Source organism: Gardnerella sp. DNF01204 (assembly GCF_049244145.1).
Lineage (GTDB): Bacteria > Actinomycetota > Actinomycetes > Actinomycetales > Bifidobacteriaceae > Bifidobacterium > Bifidobacterium vaginale.
The window spans coordinates 1,359,491-1,375,937 of record NZ_CP058379.1; the positions used below are offsets into that span (position 1 = coordinate 1,359,491).

General features: G+C 42.1%; 11 protein-coding genes, 4 tRNA genes and 1 riboswitch. Of the genes, 3 read left to right on the forward strand and 12 right to left on the reverse strand.

Annotated features, from left to right (window positions below; translation table 11 throughout):
* The first annotated feature begins 420 nt into the window (after nt 1–420).
* Nucleotides 421–505, forward strand: a tRNA-Ser gene (locus HXT46_RS05405).
* Nucleotides 506–605: 100 nt separating this feature from the next.
* On the opposite strand, the gene HXT46_RS05410 is transcribed toward HXT46_RS05405, so the two are convergent.
* From HXT46_RS05410 to pgi, 9 genes are all read right to left on the reverse strand, one after another.
* On the reverse strand, nt 606–1,343 hold the full coding sequence (locus HXT46_RS05410; protein ID WP_421785860.1) for an HNH endonuclease family protein: 738 nt from the start codon (nt 1,341–1,343) through the stop codon (nt 606–608).
* A complete protein-coding gene (locus tag HXT46_RS05415) occupies nt 1,327–3,927 on the reverse strand; it encodes an ABC transporter ATP-binding protein (protein WP_421785862.1) in 2,601 nt (866 codons plus the stop codon). Before HXT46_RS05415 ends, HXT46_RS05410 begins: the two co-directional genes overlap by 17 nt.
* Nucleotides 3,928–4,180: 253 nt before the next feature.
* On the reverse strand, nt 4,181–4,864 hold the full coding sequence (locus HXT46_RS05420) for a ribonuclease HII (RefSeq protein WP_421785864.1): 684 nt from the start codon (nt 4,862–4,864) through the stop codon (nt 4,181–4,183).
* 39 nt (nt 4,865–4,903) lie between these two features.
* Nucleotides 4,904–5,758 carry a signal peptidase I gene (gene lepB / locus HXT46_RS05425; protein ID WP_101891756.1) on the reverse strand — a complete coding sequence of 285 codons (855 nt, stop codon included), beginning with the start codon at nt 5,756–5,758 and terminating at the stop codon, nt 4,904–4,906.
* A 38-nt stretch (nt 5,759–5,796) separates the two neighbouring features.
* Nucleotides 5,797–6,165 (reverse strand): 50S ribosomal protein L19, encoded by a 369-nt coding sequence (gene rplS / locus HXT46_RS05430; RefSeq protein WP_004114457.1) that lies wholly within the window; start codon nt 6,163–6,165, stop codon nt 5,797–5,799.
* Between the two features lie 253 nt (nt 6,166–6,418).
* Nucleotides 6,419–7,969: a nitrate/sulfonate/bicarbonate ABC transporter ATP-binding protein gene (locus HXT46_RS05435; RefSeq protein WP_285067285.1), complete on the reverse strand. Its 1,551-nt coding sequence runs from the start codon at nt 7,967–7,969 to the stop codon at nt 6,419–6,421.
* Between the two features lie 122 nt (nt 7,970–8,091).
* Entirely contained in the window at nt 8,092–9,840 is a 1,749-nt protein-coding gene (locus tag HXT46_RS05440; RefSeq protein WP_421785867.1) for an ABC transporter permease, read from the reverse strand.
* A 138-nt stretch (nt 9,841–9,978) separates the two neighbouring features.
* The gene (locus tag HXT46_RS05445) at nt 9,979–10,191 is read right to left on the reverse strand and encodes a hypothetical protein (protein WP_226913173.1); all 213 of its coding nucleotides are present in this window, start codon (nt 10,189–10,191) and stop codon (nt 9,979–9,981) included.
* A 113-nt stretch (nt 10,192–10,304) separates the two neighbouring features.
* A riboswitch (M-box (ykoK) riboswitch) is annotated at nt 10,305–10,465 on the reverse strand.
* A 289-nt stretch (nt 10,466–10,754) separates the two neighbouring features.
* On the reverse strand, nt 10,755–12,449 hold the full coding sequence (gene pgi / locus HXT46_RS05450; protein WP_415698234.1) for a glucose-6-phosphate isomerase: 1,695 nt from the start codon (nt 12,447–12,449) through the stop codon (nt 10,755–10,757).
* Nucleotides 12,450–12,764: 315 nt separating this feature from the next.
* On the opposite strand from pgi, the gene HXT46_RS05455 reads away from it, so the two are divergent.
* A tRNA-Thr gene (locus tag HXT46_RS05455) sits at nt 12,765–12,837 on the forward strand.
* Nucleotides 12,838–12,874: 37 nt separating this feature from the next.
* A tRNA-Leu gene (locus HXT46_RS05460) sits at nt 12,875–12,955 on the forward strand.
* Between the two features lie 85 nt (nt 12,956–13,040).
* Here HXT46_RS05460 and HXT46_RS05465 read toward each other — a convergent pair.
* From HXT46_RS05465 to HXT46_RS05475, 3 genes are all read right to left on the reverse strand, one after another.
* On the reverse strand, nt 13,041–14,942 hold the full coding sequence (locus HXT46_RS05465; RefSeq protein ID WP_174142921.1) for a GH25 family lysozyme: 1,902 nt from the start codon (nt 14,940–14,942) through the stop codon (nt 13,041–13,043).
* A 172-nt stretch (nt 14,943–15,114) separates the two neighbouring features.
* Nucleotides 15,115–15,188: transfer RNA gene (locus tag HXT46_RS05470), tRNA-Gly, on the reverse strand.
* Between the two features lie 216 nt (nt 15,189–15,404).
* A complete protein-coding gene (locus tag HXT46_RS05475; RefSeq protein WP_421785870.1) occupies nt 15,405–15,881 on the reverse strand; it encodes a holo-ACP synthase in 477 nt (158 codons plus the stop codon).
* Nucleotides 15,882–16,447: the final 566 nt, after the last annotated feature.

Here is a 16,447-nt window from a genome sequence, read left to right on the forward strand (position 1 = left end):
AACAACACGCAATTGCAAAGGTTGTGTGTGCAATAAATCTATTAAGGTGATTTAAGAATCGCAAAAACGTTAGAAATGTCGCTCGCGCGTTACAGCGCGCTCTATTCCTCACGGCTATTAGTAGCCGTTCGGCTGATTTGGCGCATAAAGTCCACTGGACTTTATGCCTTAAGCCAAATCACGCTTTGAAGGAGCTTGAAACGCGTTATGCAATTTCAAGCTCAGTCAAAGCGCTTTACTTGCGTTGAAAGCACACCGTGCTTTCAACCTGAGCAAGCTCAGCGCTCCGAATTGCCTTTTCGCGCTACGCTTTAAGCGAAAAGGCAGGTCGTCGCGCAACGCGCGACTTTGCATTATCCTCAGTTTATGTTATCTTATTTAAGTTGTCTTTCGTTGTGCGTTTAGCACAATGATTGATGTGGAGAATTCGCCTAGTGGTCTATGGCGCACGCTTGGAAAGCGTGTTGGTGTAACAGCCTCACGAGTTCGAATCTCGTATTCTCCGCGAGTAGGGTTTCTAGCCAGCACAATTGGTTGGAACCCTTTTTATATATTTGCCTATGCATCAAAATATATGAACATACACAAGCAGCTTAGCGTCGAACTCAACTGTTAGGCAATTTCTGCGCAGAGCAACCATGCAAAATTGAAGCCATGCTACGTTTTTCCGCACTAGTAACGCTAAGATCGTACTTATACTTAACAGCAATCTGCCTAGCTACATAATCGCATCTAAAGGATTTATTAGATGGCAGCCAATAAGCCGCAGAAGCAGATCCTTTTTCTTGATTCGCTGCTCCTTGAACAGCAAGAAGATTAAGCATATCGTTACCAAACTTAAGCCTCTTGGCATGACTCCATTTCCAAGCGCCTGATTGCCAAGCGTTTTCTAGTGCTACAACATGGTCGATTTGAACAAGAGCACTAGTTTTTCTTCCTCGAACAAAATTAATATTTAAACCAGTATAAGGATCGTGCAAAAGCCCTGATGCTACTTTGCAAGAACCATAATACTTAAAACGAACCTGTTTTAAATCGCGCGCAAGAACATCTTCTCTAACATCACAGCCATTTTTATCAACATCTGTAGTCCTGTATCCAAAGACACTCCTGTTGTATCCAGACGGATGTGATTTAGAGACTTTTAGCTTATTAAGAAGAGCAGCAGCATCTCCATCAGCAACGTATTCACCAGTAATTTCGCCAACATCATGATTGATTTTTGGCAAAACAAGCCCAATAACAATGCCTATAATAATAGCCAAAGAAATAAGCCATATAAAAGAGGCTATTCTTTTAGATATAGGGTTACTTGAATAATGCGTATTATGATCGTACTGCATGATTTATATCTACAACCCAAGGAATACGCCTAATAACAACGTCTAGAACTTGTTGAATAAGGCTAATAAGCACAATAATTGCCATAACTGCGTAAACAACATTCCATTGTGGATTCTTAGTGACAATTGGGTGAATAGTGTTAGAAACAAGCATTATTGCGTTCGCAATACCTATAAGAGCAACAGACATAAGAATTGCCTGCATTCTTCCCACTTTACGAGATAATCGCACTCGCTGTTGTGAAAGCTTACGCATTGAATCAACAACACGCTTAACACAATGCTCGCCCTGTCGGAAAGCTAGAACCTCATCAATACCAAGTTCTACATCATCAACTTCAAGCTCCACCATCTTTTGTTCTGAATGAACTTTCTTAATAAAACTGCGGAGTCTAAGTCTAAATAATCCTGGAATTATAAACACTATTAGAGCACAAATCACAACAGCAAAAATAGCAATTTGAATATCAAAGTAACATAACAAAACGATTGCTGGAATAATCGACAAAACCATTCCAACACTCATGCTTAAACCTGCCTTGTGCAAATGCGCATGATGAAGATCCACGCCAGCAAAAGATGTCACTAATGTTATGCATCTTAAACATGCGCATACGCTTACGATAAGCACGTATTCTTGCATAGCAAGTCCAAAAAGCGGTCGATTAGCGATAGCGAACATTGCTGCAAAAGTGCAAACAGGTATCAATACTGCGCAAACTATATTGATTGCTGTAGAGAATGCTGAAAGAATCGCAAAAAACGCCTTTTTCAACGAAGATATAGTTGATTTACTTTCATGAGATAAATCTTTCAATAAGCCTTCGTGTTTTGCATTATTAAAATTCTTATTAGAGTTTTCATAAAAACTTTTAGCATATTTGTCTACTTTATTAGCTTTATCAACGCTACCATCTGCGAAATTTTCGGCATAAGAGCTAATAGAACTAGAACTGGTGTAATGCGAATTATGATATACACTAACGTTAACCAAATTGTCCGCTTTAGAAACGTAGTTATCGTCTGGCAAAAATACAAGAATCGTAGCTTTTTTAGCAACATGACGCAAAATATCACATAAATTCTTAGCTTCATCAGAACTAATATCGCTTGAAGAATAGTCGAAAATATACACTGGAGTTCTACGAATAAGCGCACGAGCCATAATAATTCGTCGGAAAATATCTTGCTTATTTTCAACCTGAATATTGTCTACACGCAAATCTAATCCGTTATAATCCGCATAAACAACACCATCTACATGAGCAGTACGCAATGCTTGCCACATAGATGTAGTAGTAGCATTAGACGATGCCATGAGCAGATTCTCTCGCAAAGTGGCTGAAAACAGATGACTATTTGAACGAACAATAGTAACAAGATCTGCAATAGCACCAGGATTTTCATTATTTAGTGAAACATAAGTTGAGTTTCCAGAAATATCACCAAAATCAGATACCACAAAAGGCGATTCAACATCTACTTCAGAAAAACCATATCTATCGCTGTAAGATAGCGCAACATCTGATTTATCGCTAAAAACTACGCCATTCAAAACATTATTAGTAAATAATTCGTAGTATTCCTTTGGCATTACATTCAATTTTCCACTTGAAATATTAAAGGATGCACGCAAAGGTTTATTATTTTCAGTGAAATTGCATCGCACATGAAGAGAAACATTACTGGCTCCATCTGGGATGCTCAGCGACTTTTTATTATCTGAGAAATCTATGGAATCTGCAGAAGCAGAAGATTCTACAGAGTCTAAATTAGAAGAATGAACCTTATTAGAAGCAACACTTTTAAACAAGTCACTAATGTTATTCAAACCTAAAACAGCCCGATTTTTAATATGCATACAGTTAGCAACTCTACGTATTGGATCTACGCTTAGCATAAGAAGGGGCAAAGTTAGCATTGCAGCAGGAAGACCAACAGATTTAACAGAAAGAAGCCAAACTGTAGAAATAATTGCCACACCAGTCATTAAATACGTTAAAAATACGCATAAACAGCGCCACAAAACGCGAACATCTGCAAGAGCAGATACAAGTGCCAAAGTAGAAAAAATTGACGCAAAAACGCAAATAGTGGCAACATAAGAGTTTATTGAAAACATTGCAACACTAACCGCAAAAGGCATAGGAAAAGCAGCAATGATCTGCGGCAAAAGTAAACCATACCAACGTTGAACCCACGCAACATCATCGTTCACGCAAATAGAAGAATATCCCTTAGACCACTTTTTAGAAGAACTCAAAGAAAGCATAGAACGCAACATTTTTGGTCTAAGCTTCATAGATACGCGAGTTCCAATTTCGGTAGAAATAGTGCATGACTGATGGAACGCAATATATTTTACGATGAGTATTCCAACAAGAGAAATAAGATAAGACGTCAATTCAACAGAGCTTAACAAGGATTTGCCAGTATATTTTGCAGGAATAAGCACTGGCGAAAGAATTCCAACACAAACATACACAAAACCAATATTCGCAAGAGAAGATATAGCAAGACACGCCGCTCTTAAAACAACCAAGTGCTTAACACCTGGAACAAAAGCGAAGAAACGACCAATCATTTAACTATCCTTTTCTTTTCCATAGAAAACTCTTTTAAATTCCAAAAATACTTTCACGCACTGCAAAGTAAACACACGATACCCTGCAGATTGAATCTACAAATTCGAGTAGCTCGCACTGTTAAAATCAGCTTTAAATCTCTTAAAAACGCTATCTAAACACTCTCTACAAACACATACCCACGCACTAGCTCACTACCCCTTTAGCATTCAAGATTACGCTGAGCATCAGGCATCAACACGCCGAAGAACTTTAGTTTAAATGCCAACTAATACGATGCAAATCACTAGGACCATACTCTAGAATCGCAGCTCTATGCGATTTAGAACCATAACCCTTGTTATGTGCCCAATCATAAATTTTATATTTAGGATTATCAGACAAGCTTGTCATAAGAGAATCTCGAGTCACCTTTGCGATCACAGAAGCTGCAGAAACACTAGCACACTTCTGATCAGCCTTAATTAAAGTGTGAACTTTAACAGGAAAATCAATACTAGGCGCATCAAAAGTTCCAGAAACCTTACCAATATAATTAAATGGTCCATCTAAAATCGCTGCAATATGAGCATTTTCAAGCTTATATCGCATACTGTTTTGCACATCTGAAATTGCACGAATCGCAGCAACACCAAGAGCATAACTTATTCCCCACTCGTCAATCTCGCGATTTGTACAAGAACCAACAGCAAAAGCATCGCACCAATTTTCAAGAGGCTCCAATAATCCTTCACGCTTGTGAGCGTTAATAAGCTTGGAATCAGCTAATCCATCAGGAAAATAACCAGAATTAATTTTATCGGCACCAAAAAGAGCAGCACCAACCATAACAGGACCAGCTAAACTACCACGTCCAACCTCATCTAATCCAATAACCCAATCGAAGCCACTTTTTAAAAGGTCTTGCTCAAAGTTAAAAGACGGAACAGCAGCCAAAATCTCCCCAAATCTAATATCTACGCACGTTTAAAAGAACTATTTAGCATCTGACTTATTTCTTACATCATCAAACGCATCGCTATGATTTTCAAAAATACCCATACGATTCAAAGGCCAAAAACGCATAAACGCCACGCCTTCAACCTTAGAAATAGGTACCAAACCATCGTCACCATCATTCTTATGATACCTAGAATCCGCAGAATTAGCGCGATTATCTCCTAGAACAAATACATGACCAGGCTTAACCTTCACCTTAAACGGGAAGGAACTAGGACTTACACCTGGTTTAATATAAGCAGATTCAAGCACAGGAACACCGTTAACAAGAATCGGGTCACCATCGCCCTTACATTCAACGGTATCCCCAGGCAATCCAATTAAACGCTTTATAAGATCTTTACCAGACACAATTCCGCCGCGACTATTTTCACCTTGAAGCCAATTAGCAGGATCTTCAAAAACAACAATATCTCCACGATTTAGCGGAAACAGTCGAGGAGTGAGCTTAGACGTAACAACATAATCGCCAATATGAATTGTGTCTAGCATGGAGCCAGACGGAATAAAATATACGCCGAGAATAAAAACACGAAGAAAAATAACAACAAGAATAGGTACAAGATACCATGCAACAAGCTCTTTCCAAGATGTTTTAAAAAGCTTGCGAGTACGAACCTTGGACTGAGATTTAGAGGAATCATAATCACTATCTTGATATCCAGAAATATGATTCCCTTTTATTTTTCCATGCCTAGCACGTTTAGCACTGAAGCCAGAAGTTAGACTTTGTCTTTCTTCTGGCTCCGGTGGAACTGGAGAAGGATTTAAGCCGTGACCTGCCACATTAACAATGTGACCATCGCTATTTTGCAAGTCTTCGGCAGACATATTAATCCTTAACGTTAAATCCTTAACCTTAAATAAATTTACTTAGCAGCGCTGTTGTCACGACGCTCGGCAATACGAGCAGCCTTACCACGCAAAGCGCGCAAGTAGTAAAGCTTAGCGCGACGAACGCGACCACTACGAACCAGCTTAATCGAATCGATAGCTGGGGAATGAAGTGGGAAGCGACGCTCAACACCAGTGCCGAAGCTCACCTTACGCACAACGAAAGTCTCGCGAACGCCAGCACCCTTACGAGCGATAACAACGCCAGTAAAGGTCTGAATACGAGTGTTGTTGCCTTCCTGAATCTTAACGTTAACGTCAACAGTATCTCCAGGACGGAAAGCTGGGATTTCCTCAGCAGACTTAAGATGCTTAGCATCAAATGCTTCTACAGCATTCACCATGATAATTCCTCCTCGCCGCCGCATATCGACGTAAGCTACATCAAAGTAAGTTAGTCTAATTTTAACTTTTTCAACTTTACTTTGAATAATCCTTCCCAAAAAGTTTGCTTTTCAGGGCTTCCATCTGCCAAAACTTTAAAAAAGCAGGCTAGACTATTGATAAGTCGACTATGCGGCATCGCCTTATCGAAAGCATACAGAACACAAATTTATGCTCAATAATGGACATTATTGAGCATTATTTCGCACTATTTCAGCGCACAACGCCATTAAGCGGCGCCGTCTCAACAGTACGAGTTAATTCGTCATCATCGGCATCGTAGTCAAAAAGCTCACCATAACGACCCCAGCTAATCGCAATATCAAATTGCTGACGAGCCAAGGCGTCCGTATGCTTGCTGCGAAGCAAATCCAAAATCAACTCGCCACGAAGCTTGCCATTGCGGTTTCGGCTCAAAGCCTGATCAATTGCATGAACAAGAGGAGCATGCTCAATTGCAAGACGCGCAAACACCTGCTTGCTGTGCAAAATGTCGGCATTATGCCATTCTTGACCTGCTGGAGTAATAGTAATATGACCATTTTCTGCTGTAAGCAAATTAAGCATTGTTCCAGCATCTACAAGTGGGAACAAATCATCGATTTCGAACGACAGATCCGCAGCCAAATCAGCCAAATCAATGCCATCTGGCTCTTCCGAAATAACGTCTAGCAAACCTGCCATTCCTCCTGGCGTTGCGTTCGGCAGCAAGTGCACAGCAACAGGCTCAGGCTTCGGCTCCCCCGCATCCGCCTGCTCCTCGTTTTGCTTAGCTTCTGCCTCCGCGTCGTGATGCTTTTGAATAAGCATGTCGGCGATTGCAGCAGCTTCTGTTTCTTCTGCATCCGTCTGTTCCACAGGTTGAGAATCGCCATCTGCTCCAGACAAGTCGCCAGCAACCGTTGTATCAGTATTATCTTGCTCAGATTCACCCTCTGGCATAGAACCAGTCAAAATCGCATAAAGATTATCAACCATCGCCTCAAATTCAGCACTATGCTTGTCTCTCGGGCGAGGCAAATCAACTTGCACGTCTGCAATCAAATGTCCAGGATGAGATCCCAAAACCACCACGCGATCTGCCATTTGCACAGCTTCTTCAATATTGTGCGTAACGATTACAACAGACTTAATATCGCGCTCTTCACTAGACCAAAGCTTAAGAACTTCCTGACGAAGATTTTCTGCAGTAAGAACGTCAAGCGCAGAAAATGGCTCGTCCATAAACAGAGCATCTGGGCGCAAAACCAGTGCGCGCGCAATACCTACGCGCTGACGCATGCCGCCAGAAAGCTCCTTTGGATACGCTGTTTCGAAGCCGTCCAAGCCAATCGCATCTATTGCTGCGAGAGCAAGCTCCGTGCGCTTTTCTTTGCTAACGCCTCTAGCGCGCAAACCAAGCTCCACATTGTCTTGAACTGTAAGCCATGGCATAAGTGCGAATGTTTGGAAAACGATTGCCACCCCTGGGTTTGGACCCGTAAGCTCGCGACCGCGATACGTTACAGTTCCCTCTGTTGGCTGAATTAAGCCTGCCATTGTTCGCAAGAAGGTTGATTTTCCAGCGCCAGAACGACCTAGAATTGCAACGATTTCACCCTCTCGCAGCGTAAACGATATATCGTGAAGCACATGCTGAGTAGTGCCACTATCCGATGTAAAACTTTGAGTTATGTGTTTTGCGTCGATGATATCGCTTGTAATTGAAGATTGCGCAGCCAAATTCTGCGCAGCCTTTTCCGCGGTTTTGTTCAAAGTGTTCATAATATTTGCCAATCTTTTCGTAAAGTTTATAAATTTATAAGTTTATAAGTTTAATTTTTTTGAATTTATTTATTCAGCAGTTTAAGCAACTAATCATTGGTTGCTGGCGACCAGCCAGTCGCCTAATTCAAAACAAATCTTTTTGCCGAATACCTTTGCAAAGGCGTCCAGAACAGTCGATTACTTAACACAACAATTAAGCTCATAACCGTTACTCCCACAAGCGTTTTTACAGAATCACCAACAGTTGTTGCGTTCGTAATATACGCGCCCAAACCTTGAGTTGCCATGTGATTCTTGCCATATTCCACAATCTCTGACACAATCGAAGCGTTCCAAGCACCACCAGCGGCAGTAATCCCACCAGTGCACCAAGATCCAAAAATCGCAGGCAAAACAAGAGTTTTCCACTTGAGCATACGATTTAATCTAAAGCTTCTTGTCATTTCTCTTAAATCATCTGGAATCGCGCTCGCGCCAGCAATAACGTTAAACAGAATGTACCATTGTGTGCCAAGCGCCATCAAAATAATACTTCCCCATCCAAGGTCAATATGCCAAGCCATAAACCACATCATTGCAAATGGGAATATAAAGTTTGCTGGGAAGCTAGCCAGAATTTGCACAACAGGTTGCATAATTCGCGAAATCTTAGGATTCATGCCAATATATACGCCTACTGGAACCCAAATCAGCGAGCTTACAAAAATCAGCACAGCTACGCGAGCAAAAGTCAAAGCTCCTAACGCTCCAGCTGTAGCGAACTCTTGCAAACCTGTGCGAGTTGCTACAAAGTAAAGCATTTGAGCAGCAAGCCCCAAAATCAGCACAGCCATAACAATGTTGAACACCAAGTCGCCAAGTTTACGCTGTGATGCTTTACGCGGCCACTGTGAACCTGTGCGTCCGAATGGTCGTGTAATAATTTCAAGCCATTCGCGAATTGGAGAAAACAGCTTGCTAATAACTTCGTCGGCATGCGAATGACGAATAAGTGTCAAAACAGCACTCTTTCGCTCCTCGTCGGATGCGCTTTGAGTTATGCGGAATCGCTCCGACCACGCTGTAAGCGGCTTCCAAAGGAAGAAGTCAATTGCTAGCACAACAACAATCATGGATAAAATAGCCCACCAAATGTTTCCAAGCTTATTTTCTGCAGCAGATTGCGCCACAAAACTACCGACTCCAGGCAGCGCGTAAGTGTGATTGTTTACGGAAATCATTTCGGAAGCAGTAAGGAAGAACCATCCGCCGCCAACGCTCATCATGCAATTCCAAAGCAGCGGAATCATTGCGTTTGGCATATCCAGCACCCAGAATCGCTGCCAATGGGTAAGTTGCAAGCTGCGCACCGCCTCATCTAGCTCCTTCGGCTCACTTAAAAGCGAACGGTGGAACGAGAAAGTCATATTCCAAGCCTGGCTTGTAAAAATCGCAAAAATCGACGCTGCTTCAACGCCCATCATCGAACCTGGGAAAATCACCAGCCAAATCGTTACTGTAGCCGAAAGGAAGCCAAGAATTGGAACGGATTGCAAAATGTCTAGCAACGGAATAAGAACCTTGCCTAGTCGGCGGCTGCGCGCTGCAAGAGATCCGTAAATAATGGTAAAAATCAGCGATGCTATAAGGGCTAGCATCATACGAAACACGGATCTAAGCGTGTAGTAAGGCAAATTAATTAGGTCGGTTGAAACCGCGGAAGGTATTCCTTTAGGTCCAATCGGCTGGTTGATGCACTGCAAAAGGAATGCACTTACGCCGAAAAGTGCGATTATACCAACGCACACAATAATGTCGGACCAGAAACGAGTGTTTTCGTCTACTTGCGTACTGGCACCGTTTTTTCCAGATGTTGTAAATATTGTCATGATAAGTCCTCTGGGAACGCGTATTTTTACACGCGTTTGTCGCTTATCACCACTATTTTTTTGCGTTTATCTTAAATTTTGCTTAAAATTTTAGATTTTATTTTAGAAGCGCCTATTTAATGCGCGGTTGCTGGTGACTTATCCCAACAAATCAAATAAAATAAAATCTTTAATCGCAAAACCTGTAATCGCAAACATTTTGGCGGTGACTGCCGGTTTTTTATATTCATCTTTTGTATATTCAGGGGGAACGTCCGTACTACTACTAATACTGTCTGAATCGTCACTAACGGCATTAACTGTATTAGCACTTTGATTACAACTGGTACTACTGCTACTGTCATGTTTCACGGCAATCACCTCCTCTAGCTTGTGCGCGCCAACGCAAAACCGTATCATCGTATCATCATTGAACCGGACGGCAAGCAAGAAGACACAAGGTGATTTTTAAATCAAAAGAAATCAACCTTAATCTTGTCGTTCAAGCTTCAGCTTCGCAGGGCGGTGGTGTTGCATTAGTCGAAGCCTTGAAATCGACAACGACTGTTGACCAACTTGCAGTGTCTCCACTGTGTTGCGGCAGCAACCCGTATCCCCGTGGTAGCCTTACCTACCGACCGTGCTCATTATAAATTATCACTGCTCTTGTGTCAACCTATTTTTGAATCGAAGTGCATTCGCGCGCTACGCTATTCCTCACGGCTATTAGTAGCCGCTCGGCTGATTTGGCATGTAAAGTCCACTGGACTTTACATTTGAGCCAAATCACGCTTTGAAGGAGCTTGAAATGCGTTATGGAATTTCAAGCTCAGTCAAAGCGCCCATGCAAGTCGATTAGAGAAAAAGCCTCTTGAAGATTTAATCAACAAGAGGCTTTAAATCAACAATCAAATAAGATTGCTACACACTCACTACTACTTGCGATGAGCGCGATAGAAGCGAATCAAGCTCTGGGTAGAAGCATCCTGAGCTGCCAAAGCATCGTCATCCTTAGAGATTGCAGGAGTAATCTGCTTTGCAAGCTGCTTGCCAAGCTCCACACCCCACTGATCGTAGGAATCCAAGCCCCAAACAGTGCCTTCGACGAAGGTGATGTGCTCGTAGAGAGCAATCAACTCGCCCAAGCTAAATGGAGTCAAAGCTTCGCCGAAGATAGAAGTGGTTGGACGGTTGCCGCTAAATACGCGAGCTGGAACAATCTCTTCTGGAGTTCCTTCAGCGCGAACTTCGTCAGCAGTCTTGCCGAAAGCAAGAGCCTTAGTCTGTGCAAGATAGTTGCCCAAGAAGAGCTCGTGCACATCCTGATCGCCATCTTTAGTAGGATTTGGCGTGTTCACGAAAGCAATGAAGTCAGCTGGAATAAGCTGAGTGCCCTGGTGAATCAACTGGTAGAAAGCGTGCTGGCCGTTGGTGCCTGGCTCACCCCAGAAGATTTCGCCGGTTTCGCTTGTTACAGGAGTGCCGTCCCAGCGCACAGACTTACCGTTGGATTCCATGGTGAGCTGCTGCAAATAAGCTGGGAAACGGTGCAAGTACTGATCGTATGGAAGCACAGCGTGAGAAGCAACCTTGTAGAAGTTGCGGTACCAAACGTTGAGCATACCGAGAAGCACAACAACATTCTTCTCGAATGGGGTTTCAGCAAAGTAAGTATCGATTGCGTGGAAGCCCTTCAAGAACTCTTCGAAGCGCTCTGGTCCAAGAACTACAGCCAAAGAAGTGCCAACAGCGGAATCCACAGAGTAGCGGCCGCCAACCCAGTTCCAGAATCCGAAAGCGTTGGTTGGGTTAATGCCGAACTCTTCAACCTTCTCGAGGTTGGTGGAAACAGCCACGAAGTGCTTTGCAACAGCTTCAGCCTTCTTTGCGTCGCTGCCGTCAATAGCACCGCTCTCCTGAAGCTTGTTAAGCAACCAGGTACGAGCGGTACGAGCGTTGGTCAAAGTCTCCAAAGTGGTGAAAGTCTTGGAAACAATGATGAAAAGCGTGGTTTCTGGATCCAAATCCTTGGTCTTCTCTGCCATATCATTTGGATCGATATTAGAAACGTAGCGAGCGCTAATTCCAGCGTCAGCATATGGCTTCAAGGCTTCGTAAACCATTACTGGACCCAAATCAGAGCCGCCGATACCAATGTTTACAACGGTCTTGATGTTCTTGCCAGTAATGCCCTTCCAAGCGCCGGAGCGAACTTCGTTAGCAAAATCGTAAATGCGACCCAACACTTCACGCACGTCGGCAACGGTATCTTGACCGTCTACCATGAACTTACCAGCATCTTCGGCTGGACGACGCAAAGCGGTGTGCAATACTGCACGATCTTCGGTGTTGTTAATGTGCACGCCAGTGTACATCGCCTTAGTGCGCTCATCAAGCTTAACTGCCTTTGCAAGGTCGGCGAAAAGCTTAAGCGTCTCTGGCTTAATCAAATTCTTAGAAAGATCGAAGTGGAGGTCTCCAGCTTCGAAGCTCAACTTATCCACGCGATTTGCATCCTGAGCAAACCACTTCTTCAGGCTCACGCCTTCGGACTGCAATTCATCATAGTGCTTCTGCAAAGCAGCCCATTCAGGTGTTTTAACGGCGTCAACTGGTGGATTGATGGCCATTTCTTGGTCCTTTCATCTTGAATGAAGTGACGTGATGCCTTGTTTTATCAATCTTTAGGCACACTCGAACACGTTTTAATCACAATAATCATCGAGAATCACAGTGAACTATAAAGTAAACACGTGTAAATGCGCGCAAAGTGGAACTTGTGCATCACTATCTTCCAATTGCCAAGATACTCACAAAAGCGGACAGAAATACACTTTGACTAGAACACATGCGAACATTTGCGGCGCGTCATGCTAGACAAATTGCAAATATTAATATATAGTATTTGATTTGTGCGCGAGTCGCGAATGCTTCTCGGGCAAATTGCCACTTTAGCTCAGTCGGTAGAGCGTCTCACTCGTAATGAGAAGGTCGACAGTTCGATTCTGTCAAGTGGCTCTTAAAGTTTCTTTTTCGCTTGTTTTAGGCGATTTAAGCGCGAGTGGCGAAATGGTAGACGCGCAGGATTTAGGTTCCTGTGTCTTACGACATGTGGGTTCAAGTCCCATCTCGCGCACAAAAATGGACCAAATGCTATTGCACCTGGTCCATTTTTCTCTTAAACGAAACAACCAAAGAAAATATTAACTCTTAGTCTAAAACTACACTCCAAAAGCATAAGTCTTAGTATCTTTGAGTGTACCATTAGATGTGTAGGCTTCAAAATGTGTCCAATAAATTCCAGGTTTAGGACTCCACAAAGCCCATGGACCCTTAAATTGGCTCACCCATTGTTTGGCGTTATAGTCATATATTTTGATAATCGTATAACCATTAGGATTATTTGTAGTAGCACCTAGTAAAACATTGCTACCACGCCAAGCCGCATAAGTGCCAGAAATCACGGTATCACCTGTAAAAACAGGAGCCGGTGCATTTTGAATCTCATAATGGAAAGCAATGGTTTTGTTACCCAAAGGCTTCTTAGTGAACGAATCACGAACATCACAGTGAAGCCAATAATCACCGTTGCTTGTCACCCAAGAAGCCCAATTGCTAACAGACCAGTCAGAAATAGTCTTCCACTGCTTATTAAGCAAATCGTAAGCAAGCCAGCGATATTCCATATGATTGTAAATACTACTACTTGCTGCGGCACCTACAGCTATATCATCACTGCGAATAATCCACGTAAAATCGATGTGAGCGCGGCTTGTAGGCGTAGTTGGCCTAGTACCAAATGCATTTAAATCAACATTACCTTGAATTCCAGATACAGAACCGCTAGAAGTGTACTGCCAGCCGCCTAATGGTGTTGTAATGTTAAAAAGCGTAGTGGCACCATAGCTAGCAACCCAGCTTGTACGATCGTGAATATATTGGGAATTAAGCGGACCGTTTAAATAATTAGCATAAGAATAAACACCTAGATTAGTGTATCCAGCAGAAGCCAGCTGATTCCACCACGATGCAACAATATTCTGATAAACGTATGGATCAGTAGGTGGTTGATGCCCTGCCCACTCCCATCTTTCCAAATCGTAGTAAACAGGGTATGAAAGGTCACTTGGATTAACTCCAGCACCTTGCAAAAGCCTTGCCACATCGGCACCTTCGGAAGCGCCATCAGAAGGCGTTTCAGCGTAGGAATAAACATAAACTCCAAAAGGAATACCTAAACGCTTGCATTCGTTAATATTTCGCACAGCATACTTGTCGTAACCATTATCCCAACCGTAGCTGATGCGAATTATCGCACCTTCTACTCCAGCGGCTTTAGCAGCAGCCCAATCAATTTCGTGCTGATGTTCAGAAACATCTATAACACCCCTAGCGTTATAAGCAAACATGTTTCCGTTGCCATCAAAGAATGATTGAGAACCATTGTAATCTTCCCATTCCACACCATAATTTGTTACAGGCAAATAGGCTTTGCGAACAATACCATCAGTTGTTGTGGCTGTTTTAGAAGACAATATTGTTGAATCTTTTGCTTTAGCAGAAGATTTAGACTCGTCTGGAATAGGCTGATTTGAGCTTATTAGACGAACTTTGGAAGGATTGGCAGAATTCGTAGAATTGTAGCGCTTAATTGCTTTTCGCAAATCTCCAACAGTAATAGGCGTAAAACGTCTTCCATCGCTCTTAGCAAGAGGATCTGGCTGCTTGTCTTTAGTGCCAATAATTTTAGGATCAGTAACAATATCGCCAGTTTTAAGAGATTTCAAATGACCAGTAGATGTAAGAGCATATTTTGAAGAAACTACTTCGTCACTATTCTTAAATGACGACGCCACTTTTGAAGGCAACTTAAAATCAGGATTATTGGCATCACCATCGGCAAAACCATTCAAACGATTATCTTCAGCAGAATTACTATTCCCATTATCTGCACTTTTTATTGCATTATTTTTGGCACTTCTTAATGAACTTCTTGATGAACTAGAAGCAGAGCCTTCAAAAACACCACGTCCTTCAACATTAATAGATGGAGAAACGTTCATAACAAATGCAGCAGCAACAGAAACTAAACTTGCAATTACACGTACAATAATTTGTCCCACAACTCCTCCAGAGATATGCTTTTACGTGTTTTTACCTCATACAACCATAGCAATATGCGCAAACAGTAAAGAAACAAATCGCAAATCAGAATAACGAAAAAACACAAAAATAACTATGACTAATCACGATATATTTAGAACAATCGGAATCAAAGAAATCACAGAAATCAAGTGGAGCGGATGACGGGAATCGGACCCGCGTCATCAGTTTGGAAGACTGATACTCTACCATTGAGCTACATCCGCAATTGCACGTAATGGAATTTTTATAAGACCCCAAAACAGCGACTCGAACAATTATACAGATGATTTTGACATAAAACAACTAACGACACTCCACTTAGATTCTCAAGAGCGTTGTAGCACACTATTAACATTCTCGCGTTTGTTCCCTTTTTATGCAAATACGACAACAAACGCGGGAAAAATACACAAAACCATACAGTGCAAATTGCAAAATATCTAAGCTATTTCTAGAATCACAAACGCAGATGCGATTGCAGATGCGTCTTCAAGCAAACCATCGTGGCTCAAAGAAACATGCCATCTAATAGAAAAGCCATTCTGTGCATTAATCATAGGAACCGTGCCTAAAGATTGCATAAGCTTTTCATTAACAGCATCATCAAGATGAACACTTGGGCAACCATAAGAATCATCTAAAATCTCAATACTCGCCCACGGTGTGTTATCTAGCGTGTAAGGATATTTTGCATCTTCAAACGAAGATAAAGCCTCACACCAAGATTTTATAACCGCCTCTTTTCCAGCCCAGCGCGCTGCAATATGCATCGCCTCAGCGTCGTTTTTTGAGTGCGCTCGCATGGCGCACTGTCTAAGCTCTCTCTGAGAAAACAGAGCACGCCAACCATCGCCATCATGCATCTGCTCAGCAAACTGCGCAACGTTTACCAAGTCGTGCCCTATTCCTGCAATCATACACACCTACTTTTAGTACATATACATACTTTTTTATGTTCTACGCAAAAATACTATATAAAATCTTGTATAAAATATATTTAAATCAACAATCACTTGCACGCTTTTACTGCAGTAGCAAACGCCGAAAAAGTCACCGGCAAATGTTTTCCAAAACTACAAAAACGACAGCAAACGCCAGAAAATTACGCCGCTACGACCTGCTTAAGCATGTGTACAAGAAACGCTACAAGTGTGATTAATTCATATGCGAATAAATTACTATAAAACGATAAAATTTTAGATAATTTTAAACAATCCGTCTTTATGACAATATTTTATACATAGAGCACCCCCCCCCCCCCGCAGGAAATTTTACAGTTATGGAACACTTAACAATAAAAAAATTACGACAAAATAGTAAAAATACGATATAATATTATGCAGCATGTATATAAGCGTACTTATTGTCTACCGTTGCTTTATGCAAACACAGAATTCGTATTTGAAGAAGAACTAGACACAAGTTTATATACGACACACATTAAGGAACGTTAAATTAAGAAGCACAAGAATAAAGGATTACG

Excerpts from the sequence above, each read along its gene's own strand:
- HXT46_RS05410 (WP_421785860.1), bottom strand. The coding sequence starts at position 1,343 with ATGCAGTACGATCATAATACGCATTATTCAAGTAACCCTATATCTAAA.
- HXT46_RS05415 (WP_421785862.1), bottom strand. The coding sequence starts at position 3,927 with ATGATTGGTCGTTTCTTCGCTTTTGTTCCAGGTGTTAAGCACTTGGTT.
- lepB (WP_101891756.1), bottom strand. The coding sequence starts at position 5,758 with ATGTCTGCCGAAGACTTGCAAAATAGCGATGGTCACATTGTTAATGTG.
- rplS (WP_004114457.1), bottom strand. The coding sequence starts at position 6,165 with ATGGTGAATGCTGTAGAAGCATTTGATGCTAAGCATCTTAAGTCTGCT.
- HXT46_RS05435 (WP_285067285.1), bottom strand. The coding sequence starts at position 7,969 with ATGAACACTTTGAACAAAACCGCGGAAAAGGCTGCGCAGAATTTGGCT.
- HXT46_RS05440 (WP_421785867.1), bottom strand. The coding sequence starts at position 9,840 with ATGACAATATTTACAACATCTGGAAAAAACGGTGCCAGTACGCAAGTA.
- pgi (WP_415698234.1), bottom strand. The coding sequence starts at position 12,449 with ATGGCCATCAATCCACCAGTTGACGCCGTTAAAACACCTGAATGGGCT.
- HXT46_RS05475 (WP_421785870.1), bottom strand. The coding sequence starts at position 15,881 with ATGATTGCAGGAATAGGGCACGACTTGGTAAACGTTGCGCAGTTTGCT.